24 protein-coding genes and 1 other RNA gene are annotated in these 21,626 nt (G+C 32.4%); 4 read left to right on the forward strand and 21 right to left on the reverse strand.

What is annotated here, in order from left to right:
- Positions 1-61: 61 nt before the first annotated feature.
- From AC5M21_RS00005 to AC5M21_RS00045, 9 genes are all read right to left on the reverse strand, one after another.
- The gene (locus tag AC5M21_RS00005) at positions 62-322 is read right to left on the reverse strand and encodes a stage V sporulation protein S (RefSeq protein WP_008788843.1); all 261 of its coding nucleotides are present in this window, start codon (positions 320-322) and stop codon (positions 62-64) included.
- A gap of 48 nt (positions 323-370) precedes the next feature.
- Positions 371-1,153, reverse strand: coding sequence for a TIGR00282 family metallophosphoesterase (locus tag AC5M21_RS00010; protein ID WP_008788842.1), 783 nt, complete (start codon positions 1,151-1,153; stop codon positions 371-373).
- A gap of 47 nt (positions 1,154-1,200) precedes the next feature.
- The gene (gene rny, locus AC5M21_RS00015) at positions 1,201-2,760 is read right to left on the reverse strand and encodes a ribonuclease Y (RefSeq protein ID WP_008788841.1); all 1,560 of its coding nucleotides are present in this window, start codon (positions 2,758-2,760) and stop codon (positions 1,201-1,203) included.
- A gap of 146 nt (positions 2,761-2,906) precedes the next feature.
- Positions 2,907-3,944 (reverse strand): recombinase RecA, encoded by a 1,038-nt coding sequence (gene recA / locus AC5M21_RS00020; RefSeq protein WP_008788840.1) that lies wholly within the window; start codon positions 3,942-3,944, stop codon positions 2,907-2,909.
- 39 nt (positions 3,945-3,983) lie between these two features.
- A complete protein-coding gene (locus AC5M21_RS00025) occupies positions 3,984-4,445 on the reverse strand; it encodes a CinA family protein (protein WP_008788839.1) in 462 nt (153 codons plus the stop codon).
- Between the two features lies 1 nt (position 4,446).
- Entirely contained in the window at positions 4,447-5,040 is a 594-nt protein-coding gene (pgsA, locus tag AC5M21_RS00030) for a CDP-diacylglycerol--glycerol-3-phosphate 3-phosphatidyltransferase (RefSeq protein WP_008788838.1), read from the reverse strand.
- A 1-nt stretch (position 5,041) separates the two neighbouring features.
- Positions 5,042-5,971 (reverse strand): helix-turn-helix domain-containing protein, encoded by a 930-nt coding sequence (locus tag AC5M21_RS00035; RefSeq protein ID WP_117599077.1) that lies wholly within the window; start codon positions 5,969-5,971, stop codon positions 5,042-5,044.
- Positions 5,972-6,168: 197 nt separating this feature from the next.
- An RNA gene (rnpB, locus tag AC5M21_RS00040) (RNase P RNA component class B) lies at positions 6,169-6,493 on the reverse strand.
- A gap of 50 nt (positions 6,494-6,543) precedes the next feature.
- Positions 6,544-6,879, reverse strand: coding sequence for a DivIVA domain-containing protein (locus AC5M21_RS00045; protein ID WP_008788836.1), 336 nt, complete (start codon positions 6,877-6,879; stop codon positions 6,544-6,546).
- A 160-nt stretch (positions 6,880-7,039) separates the two neighbouring features.
- Here AC5M21_RS00045 and recU point away from each other — a divergent pair, with 160 nt between their 5' ends.
- Together recU and AC5M21_RS00055 are read left to right on the forward strand one after the other, a co-directional pair.
- Entirely contained in the window at positions 7,040-7,630 is a 591-nt protein-coding gene (recU, locus tag AC5M21_RS00050) for a Holliday junction resolvase RecU (protein WP_302280885.1), read from the forward strand.
- Positions 7,630-10,416, forward strand: coding sequence for a transglycosylase domain-containing protein (locus tag AC5M21_RS00055; protein WP_302280884.1), 2,787 nt, complete (start codon positions 7,630-7,632; stop codon positions 10,414-10,416). Before recU ends, AC5M21_RS00055 begins: the two co-directional genes overlap by 1 nt.
- Before the next feature lie 248 nt (positions 10,417-10,664).
- Here the strand turns inward: AC5M21_RS00055 and nth are convergent, their stop codons facing one another.
- The 6 genes from nth to spoIVA form a co-directional block, all read right to left on the reverse strand.
- Positions 10,665-11,321, reverse strand: coding sequence for an endonuclease III (gene nth / locus AC5M21_RS00060; RefSeq protein ID WP_008788833.1), 657 nt, complete (start codon positions 11,319-11,321; stop codon positions 10,665-10,667).
- Positions 11,314-11,907: a DnaD domain-containing protein gene (locus AC5M21_RS00065; RefSeq protein ID WP_008788832.1), complete on the reverse strand. Its 594-nt coding sequence runs from the start codon at positions 11,905-11,907 to the stop codon at positions 11,314-11,316. Before AC5M21_RS00065 ends, nth begins: the two co-directional genes overlap by 8 nt.
- 4 nt (positions 11,908-11,911) lie before the next feature.
- Positions 11,912-12,397, reverse strand: coding sequence for a hypothetical protein (locus tag AC5M21_RS00070; RefSeq protein WP_008788831.1), 486 nt, complete (start codon positions 12,395-12,397; stop codon positions 11,912-11,914).
- Between the two features lie 77 nt (positions 12,398-12,474).
- Positions 12,475-13,191: a zinc metallopeptidase gene (locus tag AC5M21_RS00075; protein WP_008788830.1), complete on the reverse strand. Its 717-nt coding sequence runs from the start codon at positions 13,189-13,191 to the stop codon at positions 12,475-12,477.
- Between the two features lie 67 nt (positions 13,192-13,258).
- On the reverse strand, positions 13,259-13,531 hold the full coding sequence (locus AC5M21_RS00080) for an HU family DNA-binding protein (RefSeq protein WP_008788829.1): 273 nt from the start codon (positions 13,529-13,531) through the stop codon (positions 13,259-13,261).
- Between the two features lie 70 nt (positions 13,532-13,601).
- On the reverse strand, positions 13,602-15,080 hold the full coding sequence (gene spoIVA, locus AC5M21_RS00085; protein ID WP_008788828.1) for a stage IV sporulation protein A: 1,479 nt from the start codon (positions 15,078-15,080) through the stop codon (positions 13,602-13,604).
- Between the two features lie 147 nt (positions 15,081-15,227).
- Here spoIVA and AC5M21_RS00090 point away from each other — a divergent pair, with 147 nt between their 5' ends.
- A complete protein-coding gene (locus tag AC5M21_RS00090; RefSeq protein WP_302280883.1) occupies positions 15,228-15,698 on the forward strand; it encodes a VOC family protein in 471 nt (156 codons plus the stop codon).
- On the forward strand, positions 15,691-16,035 hold the full coding sequence (locus AC5M21_RS00095) for an iron chaperone (protein WP_008788826.1): 345 nt from the start codon (positions 15,691-15,693) through the stop codon (positions 16,033-16,035). The genes AC5M21_RS00090 and AC5M21_RS00095 overlap by 8 nt, the downstream gene beginning before the upstream one ends.
- A 136-nt stretch (positions 16,036-16,171) precedes the next feature.
- Here AC5M21_RS00095 and AC5M21_RS00100 read toward each other — a convergent pair whose 3' ends face one another.
- The 6 genes from AC5M21_RS00100 to der all read right to left on the reverse strand — a co-directional run bounded on the left by AC5M21_RS00100 (position 16,172) and on the right by der (position 21,624).
- Complete coding sequence (locus tag AC5M21_RS00100) at positions 16,172-16,753, reverse strand: hypothetical protein (RefSeq protein ID WP_008788825.1); 582 nt, start codon at positions 16,751-16,753, stop codon at positions 16,172-16,174.
- On the reverse strand, positions 16,746-17,252 hold the full coding sequence (locus tag AC5M21_RS00105) for a hypothetical protein (RefSeq protein WP_008788824.1): 507 nt from the start codon (positions 17,250-17,252) through the stop codon (positions 16,746-16,748). The genes AC5M21_RS00100 and AC5M21_RS00105 overlap by 8 nt, the downstream gene beginning before the upstream one ends.
- 53 nt (positions 17,253-17,305) lie before the next feature.
- The gene (gene abc-f / locus AC5M21_RS00110; RefSeq protein ID WP_117599090.1) at positions 17,306-18,781 is read right to left on the reverse strand and encodes a ribosomal protection-like ABC-F family protein; all 1,476 of its coding nucleotides are present in this window, start codon (positions 18,779-18,781) and stop codon (positions 17,306-17,308) included.
- Positions 18,782-19,029: 248 nt separating this feature from the next.
- Complete coding sequence (locus AC5M21_RS00115) at positions 19,030-19,272, reverse strand: stage VI sporulation protein F (protein WP_008788822.1); 243 nt, start codon at positions 19,270-19,272, stop codon at positions 19,030-19,032.
- A gap of 32 nt (positions 19,273-19,304) precedes the next feature.
- The gene (locus AC5M21_RS00120; protein WP_008788821.1) at positions 19,305-20,315 is read right to left on the reverse strand and encodes an NAD(P)H-dependent glycerol-3-phosphate dehydrogenase; all 1,011 of its coding nucleotides are present in this window, start codon (positions 20,313-20,315) and stop codon (positions 19,305-19,307) included.
- 1 nt (position 20,316) lies between these two features.
- Positions 20,317-21,624 (reverse strand): ribosome biogenesis GTPase Der, encoded by a 1,308-nt coding sequence (der, locus tag AC5M21_RS00125; protein ID WP_008788820.1) that lies wholly within the window; start codon positions 21,622-21,624, stop codon positions 20,317-20,319.
- Positions 21,625-21,626 lie beyond the last annotated feature (2 nt).

Here is a 21,626-nt window from a genome sequence, read left to right on the forward strand (position 1 = left end):
TTTCCTCCTTGTATTTCTCGATATATATTATACCCATTTTTGCACAAAAAAGAAAGTCCTTTTAATGCATTTCTACATTTAATCGTAAAGATGTAATAACCTGATCATCAATAGTTAAATCATAGAATGATGGAATACAATATATTTCATAGCCACCTGGAGCAATATAACCTCTAGCAATTGCAATAGCTTTCATTGCCTGATTCAACGATGCCGCTCCAATTACTTGTATTTGAACACTTTTGTGTTCTCGTAGTAGACTTGTTAAAGCCCCTGCTACCTTGCTAGGTTTTGACGATGAAGATACTCTAATCATTTCCATAAAAATTCCTCCTTGCCTTAATATATGAGCAAAGAGGATAAATTATGATTATAGAAAATGATATGGGTCAATACAAATTCTCTCTATTTTTTCACATTGATTTTCCTGGTCAAAACAAAGTAATGTCGCTAAAAACTGACCTTCACCTTCAGCAGGTTGAAAAGGTGTCATCAACCCTGTTTTCATACGCTTGATAATTGTCTCTTTATCACAGCCAATCACACTGACATATGGGCCAGTCATTCCTACATCACTTTGATAAGCTGTTCCCTTATCTAAAATCTTTTCATCAGCTGTTGGGACATGTGTATGTGTACCTAGAACTGCCGAAACCTGACCATCTAAATAATATCCCATCGCTATTTTTTCACTTGTAGCCTCAGCATGAAAATCAACAATATGAATATCACTTTGATCATCTTTTAAGATGTCATCAATAGCCTCAAATGGATTTTGCGATTTCCCATCCATAAATGTTAATCCTAATAAATTAGTCACTCTCACGCGCTTACCTTTAATAGAAATCTCACGACTTCCTACCCCAGGCAATGCTCTTGGTTGATTATAGGGAACAATCAAACGATCAGCTTCATCTATATAATCAAGCAATTCTTTTTTTGAAAAAGTATGATTTCCCATTGTCATCAAAGAAATACCTTGAAACAAAAACTCTTCATAATGTTTTTTCATAAGTCCTTTTCCATGTGTTGCATTTTCAACATTCGCAATAACCATATCAACTTGATATTTTTCTTTTACTTTCGGTAAATACATATCAATCATTTCTCTACCAATCGAAGAAAACACATCTCCTATAAAAAGAATATTCATTTATATCTTCCTTCCTTTAAAAAAAGATAGGTTTAAAAACCTATCTTTTATTTAGCAATTTCATTCGCACGAATTTCTCGAATAACAGTCACTTTAATATGCCCAGGATAAGTTAATTCATTTTCAATCTTATCCCTGATTTCTCTTGCCAATTTGTGACTTGCCAAATCATCAACCTTATCAGGTTTTACAACAACACGGACTTCACGTCCTGCTTGAATTGCAAAGACTTTATCAACACCTTGAAAACTCTTTGAAATTTCTTCTAATTTCTCAAGTCTTTGAATATAATTTTCAATAGTTTCACTACGACTTCCTGGTCTAGCTGCAGATAATGTATCAGCAGCTGCAACAAGAATAGAAATAACACTTGTTGGTTCAACATCCCCATGATGAGATTCAATAGCATTAATAACCGTAGCATTTTCACCATATTTCTTAGCGAATTTAGCACCGAGTTCTACATGGCTACCTTCCATTTCATGGTCAACTGCTTTTCCTAAATCATGCAATAATCCTGCTCGACGAGCAAGTTGCTGGTTTAATCCAAGTTCTGCTGCCATCATACCAGCAAAATGAGCAACTTCCAATGAATGCTGAAGACCATTTTGACCATAACTTGTACGATATTTTAATTTTCCAAGCATCATCACAATTTCTTTATTCACACGAGATAAACCTAATTCAAAAATAGCATCTTCTCCTGTTTTTTGAATCACTTCATTTAGCTCGTTTTTCGTTTTTTGAACAACTTCTTCAATACGACCTGGTTGAATTCTTCCATCACGAATTAAAGTTTCTAATGACAGACGAGCAATCTCTCTTCTGACTGGATCAAAGCAAGAAATTGTAATCGCTTCTGGTGTATCATCAATAATCAGCTCAACACCTGTTGCATTTTCAATCGCTTTTATATTACGACCTTCACGTCCAATAATACGTCCTTTCATCTCTTCACTTGGTAGAGCTACCACATTAACAGTTCGCTCAATTGTTTCTTCCTGTGAATAACGATTAATTGCAGCTGCTATGATATCCTTCGCATAAAGAGAAGCTTTTGATTTTGCCTCATCTTCTTGCTCCTTGATAAAAGCAGTCACTTCTTTAGACATTTTCTGTTCTACTAATTTAAACAATTCTTCCTTTGCTTCATTGGCGCTCATTGCAGCAATTTTTTCTAATTCCACAATTTTCGCATCAATTTGTTCCTTTAATTGAGCCTCCAATTTACCTAGTTCTTCACTTTTCTTTTCTAATTGCCTAGCTTTATCATCCAAAACATCTTCTTTCCCTTGTAAAGCAATATCTCTACGATCGATGTTTTGCTCCCTTTGCAATAGTTTATTTTCAAATTTAGTAACTTCTAAGCGTTGCTCCTTGATATCCTTTTCAGCATCAAGCTTATATTCGTAAGCCTGTGTTTTTGCATCAAGAATTGCTTCCTTTACTATATTATCAGCTTTGGCAGTTGCTTCTTCAACAATCTTTGTTGCATCTACATTTGCTTTTGACACTTTAATTTTTGTCAATGCAAAATACAATAAAAATCCAATTGCAACTGCTAGAACATAGGTTAAAATAGTGAGAGGGTCATCCAATCTTGGCATAATATTCCTCCTATTTCCTATGATAAATTTCTTATAGTGCGTTTCACACACAAATCTATTATACCGTATTTTTGTGAAAATGACAATAAAATATCAAAATAATGGAATGGCTTCCAAAAGCCATTCCATTATTTCATTTTTCTGTATTATTTTGTTTCTTCATGAGGAAATAAAACATCCTTCACCTTATTTTCAATTTCTGTCATGATTTCAGGATGTTCAGCTAAGAAAATCTTTACATTTTCACGACCTTGACCAATCTTTTCACCTTGATATGCATACCAAGCACCAGACTTATCAATAATATCATTATCAACTGCCAAATCAATCACTTCACCATCTCTAGCAATACCTTTACCATAAACGATATCAAAACTTGTATTTCTAAATGGTGGCGCAACCTTATTTTTGACAACCTTCACATTGACTTTATTTCCAACAACTTCTGAACCATTTTTAATAGCTTCACTTTTTCTAATTTCAATACGCACTGATGAATAAAATTTCAAAGCACGTCCACCAGTTGTTGTTTCAGGATTTCCATACATAACACCAATCTTTTCACGTAACTGATTGATAAAAATAATTGTGCAAGATGTCTTGTTCATAAGTCCAGATAAACGACGCATTGCTTTTGACATCAAACGTGCCTGAAGCCCTACTGAATTATCACTCATTTCACCATCTAATTCCACTTGTGGAACCAACGCTGCAACTGAATCGACAACAACCAAATCGATAGCATCACTCTTTACTAAAGTTTCAGCAATAGCCAAACCTTGTTCACCACTATCAGGTTGAGATAAAATCAACTCATCAACATTTACTCCTAAATTTTTTGCATAAACAGGGTCAATTGCATGTTCAGCATCAATAAATGCTGCACGCCCACCTTGTTTTTGAACTTCAGCAATAGCATGTAATGTCAAAGTTGTTTTCCCACTTGATTCAGGACCATAAATTTCAATAATACGTCCTTTAGGATAACCACCAATACCTAATGCTGCATCCAAAGTTAATGATCCTGTTGGAATCACATCAATATCAACAGCAACACGATCTCCTAGTTTCATAACTGAACCTTTTCCAAATTGTTTTTCAATCTGTGTAATTGCATCAGCCAATGCTTTTTCTTTCTTTCCATCAACGGCTTCTGCCTTTTTTGCCTTTGTTTTTTCTGCCATAAGAAATGACCTCCTTACTTCTATATTCACTTTTTATATTCAGTTTTTCTTTAAAATATTTAATATTTTTTCAATTCCTAACAAAATAGCCTGTTTTTTAATATCATCTCTTGTTCCAGCAAGTTCAAAACAAAAGGTATGAATCTCCCCTGCGTAGGCAATACCGATATAAATCAAGCCAACCGGTTTTCCTTCCATTGCAGTAGGTCCAGCATTTCCAGTAAAAGAAATACACAAATCACTTTCAAACATTCTTTGTCCATGAATTGCCATTAAGCCAGCAATTTCTTTTGAAACAACACCAAACTTTTCAATGATTTTCTCATCTATATGCAAGACATCACGCTTAATTCGCGTTTGATAACTTACCAAACTGCCACGATATACAGCTGAAATACCACTGATACTACCAATCCTGTTAGCAAATCCACCAACTGTAAAACTCTCTACACTACTTATCGAAATATCTCTTTCAATTAATATTTCAGCCAATTCATCCATTTTACATACTCTCCATAATATATTGACGATTCTTCATAAAGTAATCGATACCACTAATAACAGATATCATTGTGGCTAACCAAATCATGATCTGGTCCATTGGAATACCAATGGCACTAAAGATAACATTATTTAACAATAAAATTGCAATAGCAAGCATTTGAGTCATCGTCTTTGCTTTTCCAAGTAGACTGGCAGCCAAAACCACATTCTTTTGACTCGCCACCAGACGAATAGCATCAACAATTGTATCTCTTGCAATCATAATAATTGGAATCACTATCGTGATATGATTTGATGATGCTAATAACAATAATGCTGTATTTACAATTAACTTATCAGCAATTGGATCAATAAACTTTCCAAATGTTGTCACAAGATTGTTCTTTCTTGCCAAATAACCATCTAGATAATCAGTCAATGCCGATAATCCAAAGATAACAAACAAAATAATATCTAATAATGATAATTGTGTTGATAAAATATCAAAAGTAGGCATTGATATGCCTAACGATTGATAAGGTATTAAATAAATAATGACAAACAATGGGACACTAACCAAACGTACAGTTGTTAATTTATTAGGTAAATTCATCTTATTCCTTCTCTAATGTTAATTTTAAAGTTGAGACACTATATGAAACATCATCTTCAGTCAATGGAATTTCTTGTCCATTAATATAATAGTGATGTCCCGCACTATATCCATTTTTCAATGTTAAATTTTCAAAATCAGCAACAGTAAATTCAAGTTCAACTGTTTCAGGTGTACCATCAGCATTAGGACCATAAATACGAGAATCAAAACCATCGTATTGAGTCCCATTTACACTTAATTGTGCCCATGATTTGTTTCCAAACTCTATTTTAAATGTAAACTTGTCTGTTCCAGATGGAAGTTTAAAACGAAAGTCCAAACGATCATTTCTGGTAATTTCAACATTGGTATTTGTTGGCGTATTATTTTGACCAAGGTTGGTGTTATTATCATCATTTGGATCAGTATTAACATCACCTTCAACTGTTGGTGGATTCTGTGGCTGAAATGATGGATCCTTGCTTTGTGAACGTGTAGAATAGAAGCCATACCAAATCACAACAATAACCAAGCATACCAAAACCAGAATAATTGCTGCCCTCACAATTGTCACATGTGATTTATCTTCATAAACGGATGGCTTTCTTGTCAGTTGTGGTGCTTCAAAAGAAAACTTCTTTCCTTTTTTAACAACTTCCTCATTGTGTTTATGTTCATATTCTTCTTTATCCTGCATCTCTGCCATTTGAATTTCTTGTGTTAAATCTATATATTGTTGAGTCATCATATCAGCATCTAAACTTAAGACATTTGATATTTTTTTCAAATACATTTTAACATAAGCTTCATCGCCTTTATAACGATCAAATTTTCCATCTTCAATATCATGTAAAACTGCAACAGAAATCTTCGTCCTTTGAGAAAGTTCTTCTATTGTTAAATGTTTTGCTTCTCTTTGACGACGAATATCTGCACCTATATTTTCCATAAAAGCACCTCCTGTATAATCAATACGCAATAAACCCAATAATAATATTATTAAATCATAAATTGTCTATTTTTACAACACCAACACTATTATTTTATGAATTTATGTCCTTGTTATGAATTTTTTAAATATTTTTTTCAATCATCACATTTTTTTAACAAAAAAAGCCGATTTTCATCGACAAAATATGCTCATTCTGATAAGCCGAGTTCTGTTTTTCAACCAATTATTTATCTATGCATAATGCATTCTGTCTTGAATTCAATTCTTCAAAACTAGATTCCCCTACCAAAATTTGGGTTTCATCCTTGCAGAGTTTACCTCTTTTCATTCGTTCTTTTCAAAACGCATTTGTTTCTGTGGCACTTTATGATTTCACAACCTTGCCAGAAGGTTTAGGTCTTCCATCTGTCGTTAGCAAAAAGCTACCTGCATTTATTAGACGCAGTACAAACACTACAATCATCGCAGATTGTGGATGCCCGGACTTTCCTCTACTGTTGTAGCAATTGGTTCTCATGAGCATACTTATTGTACTATATTTTCAAAAAAATGCAAACAAAAAGACAAGGTTATTCCTTGCCTTGATAAACTTCTTTTTCCAAACTTGATATTCTTTTTAATAAATCCACATTTGAAGAAAGGTTTTCCTCCATTGCACGAATGTTATCTTGTTGTAACAAACGTTCCTTTTCCAAATGAGAAAGTTTCATCTTTAATGCTTCATTTTCTTTTTGAAGATTTTCAATTTGATCGTAAGAGTCATTTAGCATACTTGCAAACGTTTCATAATCTTCAACTATAGAATCTAAAAAATAATCAACTTCTGTTGCACTATAACCCTTGAAATCTATTTGAAATTGTTTGTTTAATATTTTTTTAGGACTTAATTGAATCTTGTTAGCCATTATACATCCACCTACCTCCCTCATATTTTCACAAAAATACTTTGTAAATGCAAGTTATTTTTAAAAAAAAGTAAAATTACACAAATTCTATACACAATTTAGACAAGATGTGAAAAATATATGTTATAATATAAGAGATAATGAATGAAAGGAAGAAGTTATGGTTAACTATCCAAATATGAAGAAAAATCCTATTTTAACAATCAATTCAACTTCCCAGAAGCATTATACTGCACATCGTGGGATGTCACTAGAAGAGGATATTTCTTTATCTAACGAATATTATCTCATTCACAATCGGGCAGTTATTTACAAAAAGCCAACTCCCGTTCAGATTGTTAAAGTTGACTATCCTCGTAGAGAATCAGCTAAAATTGTTGAAGCCTATTACAAAACACCTTCTACAACTGATTATAATGGTCTCTACCGTGAGAAATATGTTGACTTTGAAGCAAAAGAAACAAAAGCAAAGACATTTCCATTTGGAAATATCTCTCAACATCAAATTGATCATTTGCAAAGAATCATCAATCATGGTGGAATTGCTTTTATTATTATTGCATTTACAAGCCTAAATGAGGTATACTTAATTGATGCAAGTCATGTGATTTGCGATTATTATCATTCTCATAGAAAGTCAATGACCTATGACAGAATCAAATCTTTGGGGCATATCATTCCTCAAGGGTATCAACCCCGACTTGATTATCTCAATGTCATAGATGAGGTGTATTTTAAGGAGGACGAATGATGAAAAAACTGAAATTGAAAAAGAGACCAGCAAAGTCTCCTCAACAAATTCAAAAACAAAAGAAACAAAGAAAAAAGATTATTATCACATGTCTCGTGGTAGTTGCTTTGCTTGTCACATCAGCAACTATTTACTTAGGATTTGGAATTTTTAAACAGGTTGAAGGTTTTTCAAAAGAAAAATTATTAAATGAAGAATCATCATTTCTTGTAGATGAAAATGACAATCAGTATTTTTCACTTGGTCAAGGTGGAGTCAGAAAAAACGTTTCTTATGATGACATTCCCCAAGTTATGATCGATGCTGTTGTCGCAGCAGAAGATTCACGATTCTTCGAACACAACGGATTTGATTTACCACGTATTGTCAAAGCTTTATTAGGAAATATTGTCGCAGGTGGTATTACTGGTGGAGGTTCAACAATTACTCAGCAGGTAATTAAAAAATCTTATTATCCAAAAGAAGAACAGACAATTGAAAGAAAAGCAGGAGAAATCATTCTTGCAATTGAGGCAACTTCACAAACAACAAAAGAGGAAATTTTAGAATTATATCTGAATAAAATTTATTTTGGATATGGGAATAAAGCCATTGGTATTTATGCTGCATCAAGATACTATTTTGATAAATCAGTGCAAAATTTAACATTACCAGAAGCCGCTTTATTAGCTGGAACATTAAATTCCCCAAATAGTTTTGATCCATTTAAAAATTTAGACAAAGCTCAAAAACGTAGAGATATTATTTTAGATTTAATGGAACTTCATGGATATATTACAGCTGAAGAATGTGAATCAACAAAAGCTATACCAGTTGAAAATACATTAAAATATAATCCTATTTCATCTGGCGGTAAATATCAAGCTTATGCTGATAAGGTCGTTCGTGAAGTTTATGAAAGAACTGGCTATGATCCAAATGATACGCCAATGAAAATCACAACATCTATCAATACTGAATTACAGGAAAAACTAGACGACATTTCAAACGGTATTGATTATACATATCAAGATAAAAATATTAAAGCAGGTGCGACTGTTTTAGAAGCATCAACTGGCCGCATTGTAGGAGTTCTTTCAGACCGTGATTATACCCCAATGGGAACGAGTTATGCTTACGCAGCCGATAAAGAAAAAGCCAAAAGCGATCCTAATTTACGATATGGTCAACGAAATCAACCTGGTTCATCTTTAAAACCAATTATCGCCTATGCTGCTGCATTTGAATTCTTAAACTATTCAACTGCTCATTATGTTCATGATGTTCCTTATATTGCTGGCAAGTATGCTCCTGGTAACCATGATGGTAAAATTCATGGGGATCTTTCTATTAAAGATGCTTTAAAAAATTCTTGGAACTTGGCAGCCATCCAGACTTATCAGGAAGTGATTACTGGGAAAGATGCTTATGGCAATAGCGTTGGCAATGGTATTGGTGATGCCAAAATGAAAAGTTATCTTGAAGGTTTTGGCTTTGATATGTACGAAGAAAAATTAGGTCCACAATATGCAATTGGTGGATGGAGTACTGGTGTTTCAACCGAAGAAGAAGCAGCCGCATACGCCGCCATTGCTAATGGCGGAACATATATTCCTCCTCATGCAGTTACAAAAATTGAATTATTATCTACTGGTGAAGTCATTGATTTAGAAGCAGATTATAATTCCAAAAAACAAAAAGCACTCTCAGCAGAATCAGCGTTTATGATTCGTGATATCATGACAAGTTATGTTAAAGAAGGTGGAAGTGCAATGTATAACGCATTAAACCTTGGTTATAACATTGGGGCAAAGTCTGGTACTTCTAACTTCCCGAATGATTTGTCAAACAAAAAACTTGCTGGTGAAAATAGAGATGGTTGGATGGCAGCATTTTCACCAGATTATGCATGGAGTGTCTGGACAGGTTATGATAGTAAAAATCCTCAAGTTTTAAAAAGCAATTCAGACGCAAATAAAATTGCTGCCATTATTGCTAAAACTGTTCATAAAGGTGGATTGAAGAATTCTTATCCTTCAAAACCTTCTGGGGTTGTCAAAGCATCATGTATCTCTGGTATTTATCCATATGTAGCTCCAGGTGATGGTGTTCCAAGTGACCGTGTTGTCTCTGGATGGTTTAAAAAATCAAATACACCAAGTGGTTCTGCAAGTGGTGCTTCATTAAAAGAATTAGCAAGTTTTACCGCATCTCTTGTTGAAGGAAAAATCAATGTTAATTTTGCGGAATACGATCCTGTCTCAATGACTCAGGATGCAACACCAACGAAAAAATTTGGAAAGTATACAGTTCCATACTTAGGTGATATCAATCAAATTTATGGAAAAGTTGTTTATGTTGCTGAAGTTGCAGATGCAACAGGAAAAATTGTTCATAGTCAAAAACTGAGTACAAATACAGCAACTTTGAACTTTACACCTACACCTGGTAATACCTATACAGTTACAGGATACTATGCATTTGAAAGCAGTAGTGGAACTTCAAATAAATTAACCCAAACTGTAACGGTTGAGGGAAATACTATTGGAACAACCTATTCACAAGTAAGTCTAACATCAACTACACTTGTATTACAAATGAATATTCCTACAGGTAATAGCGTAAGTCTTTCTATTAATGGCGGTGAAGCAAAAACAATATCGACTTCTGGTCAAGTTACTTTCAGTTCTTTGACACCTGCCACAAAATATACAATTACAATGACAGAAACAACAAGTGCTGGACAGACAAACACATTAGCTCCTTATGAGTTTACAACACCGGAAGCTACAACGCCAGCTGCATAAAAGAAGAAAGAACATCACTGTTGATGTTCTTTTTTCTATCTATGATTTTGCAAAATAATTGAAACATTTTCTAGGTTGATTCTTCATTAAATATAAATTATCTAATTATTTACCTTCTCCAATTTAATGATTCATAGTAATGACTGTCTGTTAATTGTTAGATTTCTTACATATTAAGATAGTCATTTCTATGAGTTTTTTAATTGTATTGCACTATTATGATAAATTATCTGTCAAAAAAAGTCAGACTAAGCTGACTCATTAATTATAAATTTTTTTCTTTTGGGTTCTTTACAAATATCTATCAAATGGCAATCCTGACACATTGGATTCATTGATTTACAATGATACCTGCCAAAAAATATCATTTGATGATGAGTTTTAATCCAACGTTCTTTAGGAACAGCTTTCATCAACTTCTTTTCTACTGTTAATACAGAATCCTTTTTCAAAGCAAATCCTAGCCTTTTTGAGATACGTTCGACATGAGTATCAACCGCAATAGCCGGAACCTTAAATCCTTCTGAAACAACTACATTTGCCGTTTTACGGCCAACCCCAGGCAATGTTTGTAATGCATCATGGTCACATGGAACTTGCCCACCAAATTCCACAATCAATTGCTGTGCCATTGCTTTGACATTTTTCGCCTTATTACGATACAAACCAATGCTACGCAAATCATTTTCTAATTGTTCTATTGGTGCATGAGCATAATCCTCTACTGTATGATATTTTTGAAATAAAGTTTTTGTTAATTTATTAACACTTGCATCTGTTGTTTGAGCTGATAACATAACTGCAATAAGTAATTCCAATTCATTATCATGGACAAGTTCACATGCAGCATCTGGAAACATACGATCAAATTCATTTAATATACGTGTTACTTTTTCTTTATTCATCTTCCGCCCACCATTTATAATCCTTTATATTTTGATCTACATCTTGTCTAACAGTTGGAGTACTTGGTGCATAACGTTTTTTTACACCATATCTAGACCAGTTATCAAGAATCTTTTCTATATATCTAAAATTAATAACTCCTGCTTTCACTGATTCATTTAAAGCATCTAAAATCATCTGATCATCATAACCCGATCTTTTAAAAGTATTAATAATCTCCAGTTCCATTTGATTTAAGCTTCTTCCAAATGCATTTTCAAAAATCGAGAGCAAATCAACATCCTTTTCTTCTTCAACACTTTGATTCAAAAGCATTTTTTGAATTGGTAATAAATCCAACGTCCCTCTTTTTCTTGCTATAAAATGCTTATCAACAAGTGAAATTAACGTTTTATCAATTTGTTGCAACGATAAAGAACAAAGTTGACCAATTTGAGAAGGTGTAATAGGCTTCATTCCAATATCATTCATTGTCATAATAACTAAAAGTAAAAAACACTCCTGATCTGTTATTTTCAATGATTTTGCTTTCAATATTAATAATTTCCTAAAATCAATACATTGACTATTTAATAATTCATCCATACAATCAATCTCCAAGCTTCACCATTTTTACAAATTCACCATCATTTAAACCATAATATACATACCACAAAGTGTCTTTTGTTTGATATTTTCCATAATAAACAAACTTATTATTTTCATAAGCAACATCTAATTCATTCATTTGTACCTTTTGTTCCTTATATCTTGTTGCAATCGCCTGCTTTACAACATCTTGTGACGCAATATCCCCCTGATAAGTATCAACAAGTTCCTGTTTTTGATTATAAGCAACATACGCTTCCATATCATTTATTTTAACTTTTAATATATAATATGTTTCTTTACCATGATACTCATTAAAATAATCTAAATATTCATAATTGTTTTTTTCACAAATTTCATTTCTAATTTCATCTAAACCATGATGATAATTATAATAAGGTACATGGACATATAACATATAGAAAGAAACAACAGCCAAAACTATAACTAAAACAATAACCGATAATCTAAATAAATGTTTCTTCATTAAATGCACCTCCAGTGTTTCTATTATATAACAATCACTCCCAAATGAAAAGTGAAAATGAAAAGACCTTACGGTCTTTAATCTCTCCTTGAACTTCCTAAAATAACCAGGAAAATTCTAAGCATACTCATTAATGTAGAAATCATAGCTGCAACATAAGTCATTGCTGCTGCTGACAACATGCTTTTGGCTCCACCATACTCACCATCACTTAAATAACGCGTTCTTAAAATCGTTAATGCACGACTTGAAGCATTAAACTCTACAGGTAAAGTGACAACTTGAAACGCTAAAATTCCACACATTGCAGCAAATCCAATCCAAGCCAGATTCGTATTACTCAAAGCGAGTCCAATAAAAATAGCAATCCATCCTAAATATTGACCAACATTGGCAATTGGTAGAATAGCATTTCTAAGCGTTATTGGTACATATTTTTCTTTATACTGAATTGCATGACCACATTCATGGGCCGCTACTGCTAAAGCTGCAATAGATGTTCCTTGATAGATATCTGTAGACAAATTGATAGTCTTTTTACCAGGATTATAATGATCACTTAAATTTCCTTTGACTTCAAAAATCTGAATATCATAAAGTCCTTCACTATCTAAAATCTCTCTTGCAATCTGTGCACCTGTAATTCCTTTACTGTTAGGAATCTTTTTATAGCGTGAATATGTTGATTGAACTTTCATTTGTGCCCAAATTGCTAGCACAGCCGCAATCAATACAAGTATTGTTCCAAACAAATAATAAGAATTTCCATAAAAACCATAAAAAAATGGCATCATCTTTCATCACCTCATATATTTATATTATACAACAATTATGAACAGAATATAAAGAAAAGATGCAATTTTAATTCATTGCATCTTTTAATCTATTACTTGGTTTAAATGAAACAGTTTTACTTGCTGGAATGATCATCATTTCTTTTGTTTTTGGACTTACACCTTTACGTTCTTTTCGACTATTGACTTTGAAAGTTCCAAATCCTGAGATTAAAACTTTATCTCCTTCTAAAATACTTTCAATCATTGTATCGAAAACTGTATCCACTAACGCTTCAGCATCTTTTTTCGTTAAATCTTTCTTTTGTGAAACGATGTCAATAAGTTCTTTTTTGTTCATTTGTAAATTGCCTCCTACTTAAATCTAAGTAGTAGTATAACATTTCAAATTCACCCTTGCAACAACAAATTTATAAAACTATTGCAATTACATTTGTCTTACCTTTATTCACAATTTTACTCAGAATATCATGCACACGAATACAAGCGGTTTCATTCATAGAAGCTAATTTCACACGCATACCTTCATTAATTAAATCACCTAATTTACGTCCAAAGACATCACAATCAAATATAGCTTCTTTATTACTTTCACCATGGCTTTGTAAATATTGAATAAATGCTTCAGCCTGCTCTTTTGAGCCAATTATTGGTTCAAACGTAGATTCTATATCAACTTTAATCATATGAATTGTAGAAGCTGTTGAAACAAGTTTCATACCATAACGTGGTCCCTGTTTAATAACTTCAGGATCGCTCAATTCAATATCATCCATAATTGGCAACGCATAGCCATAACCTGTCTGTTTAACCATCTTGATAGCACTTTGATATGCTTGATACTCTTTACTCATCTGCATTAATTCCTGCATTTGTTTTAAAAACATTGCTGAGTCAAAACGATCTTGTCCAAGAATTTCATTTAGAATTTCATTATAAAGGCCTTTTCTCTCTTTAATTCTTAAACAGGCAGATGAAGATGATGTATCAATTGAAGATAAATATGCTTTATCAATAAAATCAAATTCACTCATACTTGAAGCAATCTTCTCAACATCTCTAAAACGACTGATTTCCTGTAAAGATTGTTCTAATGATTCATCTAAAGTTTGTTTTAACCAATGTGTTGAATCCATCAACGCTATCCAACGAGGAACTTCAATTTGAACTTCATTGATTGGAAATTCAAATAAAGCTTCTTTTAATAAATGTGTAATATCATCACTTGTCATTTCATTGACTTTTAACGCTACAACTGGAACATCATGTTTTTGTTTTAAATCTTCTACCAATTGTGTACATTGAATGCTCCTTGGATCTTTAGAATTAACCACAATGACAAATGGCTTTCCAATTTCTTTAAGTTCCTGAATTACATCATCAGTAGCTTGAACATAATCTGCTGCTGGAATTTCACAGATAGAACCATCACACGTCATTACAATACCAATTGTTGAATGATCTTGAATAACTTTTTGTGTCCCAATTTTAGCGGCTTCATCAAATGGAATCGCTTCTAAATACCATGGCGTTTTCACATAACGTATTCCCTGTTCATCTTGATATCCTTTTGCACCATCAATCACATAACCAACGCAATCCACCAAACGAATATTTACACCGAGATTTTCTTCTACAAAAATACGTGCTGCCTGATTAGGCACAAATTTTGGTTCCACAGTCATAATCATTTTTCCTTCTCCAGATTGTGGAAGCTCATCAGTTGCACGAATTCTTGCATCTGGATCATCAATATAAGGAATAACCGCCATTTCCATAAAACGTTTAATAAATGAAGATTTCCCAACTCTGACTGGTCCAACAACTCCTAAATAAATATCCCCATCACATCTTTTACCTATGTCTTTAAGTATATCGATTGTTTGCATATACTTCCTCCTTCTTACACATCAATATATGAAAATAATTGTTATTTAGAACATATGTGACATTAAAGAGATTTTCTTTCCTCTTTAGTATTAAATATGTTCACAGATTCACTTTTATGATAAAATAGTTCTACGAGGTGAGTTCCAGTGAAATACAAAAATACATTATTAATTGTTAAAGATTTAAATGTATCAAAACATTTTTATAAACATGTTTTAGGTCTAAGAGTTTTATTGGATTTTCATGGCAGCGTAACACTATCAGCAGGAATTGTTCTTCAATCTTACGAAATCTGGAAAGATATTATTAGAAAAAACAGTGGTGAAATTGTGACTCAAAATCATGCCTATGAATTATGCTTCGATACTGAAGATATTGATGACTTTATGAATATATTAAACGCTCGTAATATTCCGCTTGTTCATCCCCTCAAAGAATATGCATGGGGTCAAAGAGTCGTTCGATTTTATGATCCTGACGGACATATGATTGAAGTTGGTGAAAGCATGAAAAAAGTTCTTAAGCGTTTTTTGAGCCAAGGTTTATCTTATGAAGACGCAGCAAAACGTATGGGGTTACCTGTTGATTATATTAAGGAGATACTGCAGCATGGATGATATTGACATTTATATTCAACAATATGATTCTCATTCTCAAAAAAAACTTTATCAATTAAGAGCAATAATACAAGAACTCATTCCAGATGGAAAAGAGAAACTATCATGGGGTGTTCCAACTTATTATTACAAAGGCTTTCTTGTTCAATTTGCAATGAATAAAAAGCATCTTGGTTTTTATTGCTCCCCATCAGCTATTGAACATTTCAAAGAAAGACTTTCTGATTATTCCACCAATAACAAAAACACGATTCGTTTTGCTCTTCATCAAGATTTACCAATTGAATTAATTAAAGAAATCATTCAATTTAGAATCCAAGAAAATTTAAATCAATGACTTATTCCCTATAACAAGTTAAAATTTTATATTTAAAAACTCAATTTATTAATGATATATGCCTTTCTCTAGTCAGTGTTGTATTTCTTACACTACCTATTTGACAAGACAGTTCATAATAAACTGAGTTTTTTTCTTACTTCTTCATTTTTTCTTTGTATTTCTTACGAATTTCCTTATTCCAATACTTATTTGCTGTTTTCATAAAAATCTTATCCGTTAACATAGACACTTTCAAATCAACAGATTCATGTTTTCCAATAGCAGTGGCAAAATCTTTAATATAATTTGAGACAACAAATTTAGATGCACTCTTCATAATAAAGAATGCAGAACCTATTTTCAAAGATCCTTGAAACTTTAAGTCTTCTCTTTGACACCATTTTTGAATAATACGTTCTGATAAATTACATTTTTCTGCTTCATACTCATCACATGCAATTAAAGCATAGATTTCAGTATGGTTTTTTGATTGTAATTCTAATTTTTGAAAAATCTCTAATGTTGATGAAGGAATTGAATTCATTGCAGTTGAAAATAAGAAGACAACCTGATCATATTCAAAAAAGGTTCTTTCATCAAATGTTTCAGCCCTTCTGACATCTATACAATCACAATCCGCTTTAGAATTTAGATAAACTTCTAAACGTTTTAAAAAAGGTTCAACAAAATCTTGAGCATGCTTAAGTCCAGAACTTATCAAAAGAATTTTAGCCATGATCAACACCTCCAAATGTTTGAAGCGTATCTTCTAATTCATATTCTTCACAGAAATAAGCATCTACTGATGAATAAGTGTAACCAAGTGTAGATTCATCTAACAAATCTTTAAACATCTTTTTTTCATCATCAGTAGCATCACCATAACTAATAACCAACAATTTCTTTTTTAACTGACTAATCCCAAGATGACAAGTCTCTCCATCAACCATAGAATAGTAAGGTTCATGATTTACGACCAGACGTTCCAACATTTTTTTAAATGGCACATCAAAACATCCATATTTAATTCTAGTAATATAAACAATTAATTGACAATCATTCATCCATTTAGAAATAATACTCATATCATCTTTAAAATAACATGCACCTTCACATTTTAAACATTCAAGCCCGCCTGTACACGAAGAATAATTGATGTTGTTTAGATTGACAATGACTGAATTCTTAAACAACTGATTAGAAATATCTTTATCTGTAACGACTAAATTTTTCATATACAATCCCCTTCTATTTCTCTTTCTTATTGTAAAGGTTACATATTCTTTTGTCAAATAAGTTCATCAAAATCAATAATTTTGGTTGCTATTGATTCTTGGAAAAAAGTATCATGTTCTACAAATAATAATGTTGGCTGATATTCTAATATCAGTTTTTCAATCTGTATTCTTGAAAAAATATCAATATAATTTAAAGGTTCGTCCCATATATAAAGATGAGCTGAAGTGGCCAAAGAGATAGCAATCATCATTTTCTTCTTCTGTCCCTCTGAGAGTTCTTCTAATCTTCTTTCAAAATGTAAACGAGAAAATCCAAGTTTTCTTAAGATTGTTTTGACCAGTGTTATATCAACATGATAAGAACAAATAAAATCATCCATATCCCCTATAATATGAGAACAATCTTGAGGAACATAGGATATTTTCAACCGGCTCCCTATCATATAATCACCTTGACATTGAACACCTTGATTCAATATGAATGAAATCACACTTGATTTACCACAACCATTCTTCCCTTTTAAAAGGACCCGATCCTGATTCATGATTACAAAACTCAAATCCTCAAATAAAATTTTGTTTTCATAGAATAAAGACATATGTGAAAAGGAGATAAGAATGGGTTGAAAGTAACGCTCAGGAAAGATTTTTAAGTCATCATATTCTTCAATATCCTTTAAAAGCTCCTTTTTCTCTTCTATAGCCTTATTTCTACGCTTCTCTATATTCTTAGACCTTTTCATCATTTTTGCTGCCATATGTCCAACATAGCCCTTATCAGCAGCACCAATTTTAGACTTTTCTACCTGGTCAGACCAATTTGCAGTTCTTCTACGAGATATTTCCATCTTCATAATATCTTTTTTTAACTTACTGTTTTGAGCTAATTCCCATTCATCTCTCTTCTGTTTTTCAAAATACCACGTTGAAAAATTCCCATTCATGACTTCTATAGATGTAGGATTAATAGCAATAATATGATCACAACACATATCAATAAAATGACGATCATGACTGACCAAAAGAAATCCTGTTTGTCGTTTCAAATAACGTGCAACAATTTCTCGAGAAGATTGATCTAAATGATTAGTTGGTTCATCAATCAATAAAAAAGCATTATGTTTTAAAAACAATACAGCTAACAAAACCTTTGTCTGTTCACCTTTAGACAACGTCTCAAATGGTCGATAAAAAACATCATCACTATCAACTTCTAAAAAATTCAATTCTCTTTCTAATTCCCACTGTTGAAGATGAGCATCTATTTCATAACAAATATCAATAGTATATTGCTTAATATCCTCAATAGAATAAGGAAAATATTCACAATCCTCACTCTTAATAATCTCACCATGATATTCATATTCACCCCTTAACAGTTTTAAAAAAGTTGTTTTTCCTCTTGCATTTCTACCAATTAAAGCTGTCTTAAAAGACGAATCGAACACAAAAGAAACATCATCAAAAATATATTCATAACTTCCATCATAACAAAAACTTAAATTTTTCACTTGTATAAGTGCCATACACATACCTCCTTTGTATAAATAAAAGCGACAAGAAAATAGACTTGTCGCACAATAAAATATACAAAAAAGTATATATAAATGAAAGGATGTCTATCTTCTTGCAGGCATAACAAAAAAGGTTACTTTTTTCTTCTTTATTATGCATTTGTTTTAGCAAGAAAATGTATTCATCCTTTCACCTCATTTCATAATCTTATTATACACCTATTTCAACCAAATTCAAACAAAAAGAGTCCATGAGGACTCTACATAAATTTATCAATATCAGTTGGCACTTGATTGTTTTGAATGATATTAATAATCTTATTCATTTGTTCTGGTCGCACTTGTTTATTTGTCAATTTTGAAATTTTATTGACGAAATCTTTAATATTGTCTTGGTTATTTAAATCTTTTGTTTGAAGATCATTTGCCAAAGACAGAATATCTGATTTAGAAACATGTGTTTTACTAGAAACTTTATCTAATAATTTATCTTGTTTATCCAATTTGATCACCTAGGATAATATATGCAACTCTTTTATAATTGTTCAGACTTTAAATCTCTTGCCATTAATTCAGCAACAGTTGCCTTAGGATCAGCATTCTCATAAAGAACACGATAGACAGCATCCACAATAGGCGTTTCAATACCATAATTGTTTTGTGAAACATCATCATGAATAACCTTACATGTTCTTACACCTTCGCATGTTTTCGTATTGTGAGCCATAAAATCAATTGCCCGATTGCTTTCACCAATTTCAAGTCCAGCCTGATAATTGCGTGAATGAACAGATGAACATGTGACAATCAAATCACCAATTCCAGTTAATCCAAAATACGTTTCACGCTGTCCACCTTTCACAACGCCATATAAACTCATTTCATACAAACCCCTTGTTATTAATGCCGCTCTTGTATTATCACCATATCCCAAACCAGCAATAATACCAGATGCTACTGCAATAACATTTTTATATGCTGCTCCATACTCAGCACCAATTTCATCATTAGATGTATATACTCTAAAATATTGATTAGAAAATAATTTTTGTACATCTTGTGCAGTTTTCTCATCTAAAGATACTGAACAAACAGCAGTCAATATTCTTTCAACAACCTCTTCAGCATGTGAAGGACCAATCAGTGAAACAACTGGATTAATTTCAGAATCAGTAAAAACATCTCTAATTGTCTCAGACATGCGCATATTGGTATTCATATCAAAACCTTTAGCAGCATTAATAACAGTCACCTTTTCTTTTAATAAAGATTTGACTTTAAGCAGTGTATCTTTAACAAATTGGGTAGGAATTGTTATTAAGATATAAGAAGCATCTGCCAATGTCTTTTCCAAAGACAAAGAAGCAACTATCCCTTTTTCCAATTGCACATCTTTAAAATATTTATAATTGCAGTGTCTAATATTAATATCATCAATTTCACTTTGGTCAATACCATACATCATGATTTCATGACCATTATCATTAAGTACACGAGCAAGTCCAGTTGCCCAGCTTCCAGTTCCTAGAATGGCAATTTTACTCATTTTAATCCCTCTTTCTTGCAATAATATGAATAGGTGTACCTTCAAATCCAAAGGCTTCACGTAATCTGTTTTCTAAATAACGTTTATAACTAAAATGCAAATACATTGGGTCATTCGTAAATAAGACAAATGTTGGTGGACAGACACTTACTTGATTCACATAATAAATTTTTAAACGTCCACCATTAAATGTTGTCGTTGGATTCATAGCTTGAGCATCAATCAAAACATCATTTAATACACTTGTTGTGACACGTTTTCGATTATTGGCATAAACTTCTTGAATCAATGGAAATAACAAATCAATACGTTTTTTTTCTTTTGCAGATGTAAATACAATTGGCGCATAATCTAAATACTTAAACTGTTCACGCAACTCTTTTTCCATCTTTTGCATTGTTTTGCCATCTTTTTGAACCAAATCCCATTTATTCACGACCAAAATAACACCACGTCCTGCTTCATGAGCATTCCCAGCAACATGCTTATCCTGTTCAACAACACCACGCTCACCATCAATGACAACCAAAACGACATCACTTTTTTCTACCGCAGATAAAGCCCTTAATATAGAATACTTTTCAATATTTTCATAGACTTTTCCTTTTTTACGCATTCCCGCTGTATCAATAACCCGATATTTCTGACCATCTTTTTCAAATGCTGTATCAATAGCATCACGTGTTGTTCCTTCAATATCAGATACAATAACACGTTCTTCTCCTAATAATGCATTGGTTAATGATGATTTCCCTACATTAGGTCTCCCAATTATTGAAAAACGAATTTCATCCTCTTCACGATGGTCTTCACTCTCTGGCATGAGATGAATAATTTGGTCTAAGATATCACCAATTCCAATTCCATGACTCCCTGAAACAGCAATAGGATCACCAACACCTAAATTATAAAAATCATAAATATTATCTTTATAGACCTGATCATCAATCTTATTGACAGCCAAGACAATTGGCTTTTTAGATTTTTGCAGCATTCTTGCAACAAAGGCATCTTCTCTTGTTATACCTTCACGACCATTCACAACAAATAAAATAACATCAGCTTCTTCAATTGCAATTTCAGCTTGCATTTTAATTTGTTCTGTAAATGAAGCATCTTCTAGTTCAATACCGCCAGTATCTATGAGACGAAAATCACGTGTTAACCATGATGCATTTGCATAAATACGATCACGTGTGACACCTGGTATATCTTCCACAATAGACACTCTTTCTCCAACAATACGATTAAATATCGTCGATTTCCCAACATTTGCACGACCAACAATCGCCACAACTCCCTGAATCATAA

Source organism: Coprobacillus sp. (genome assembly GCF_984815275.1).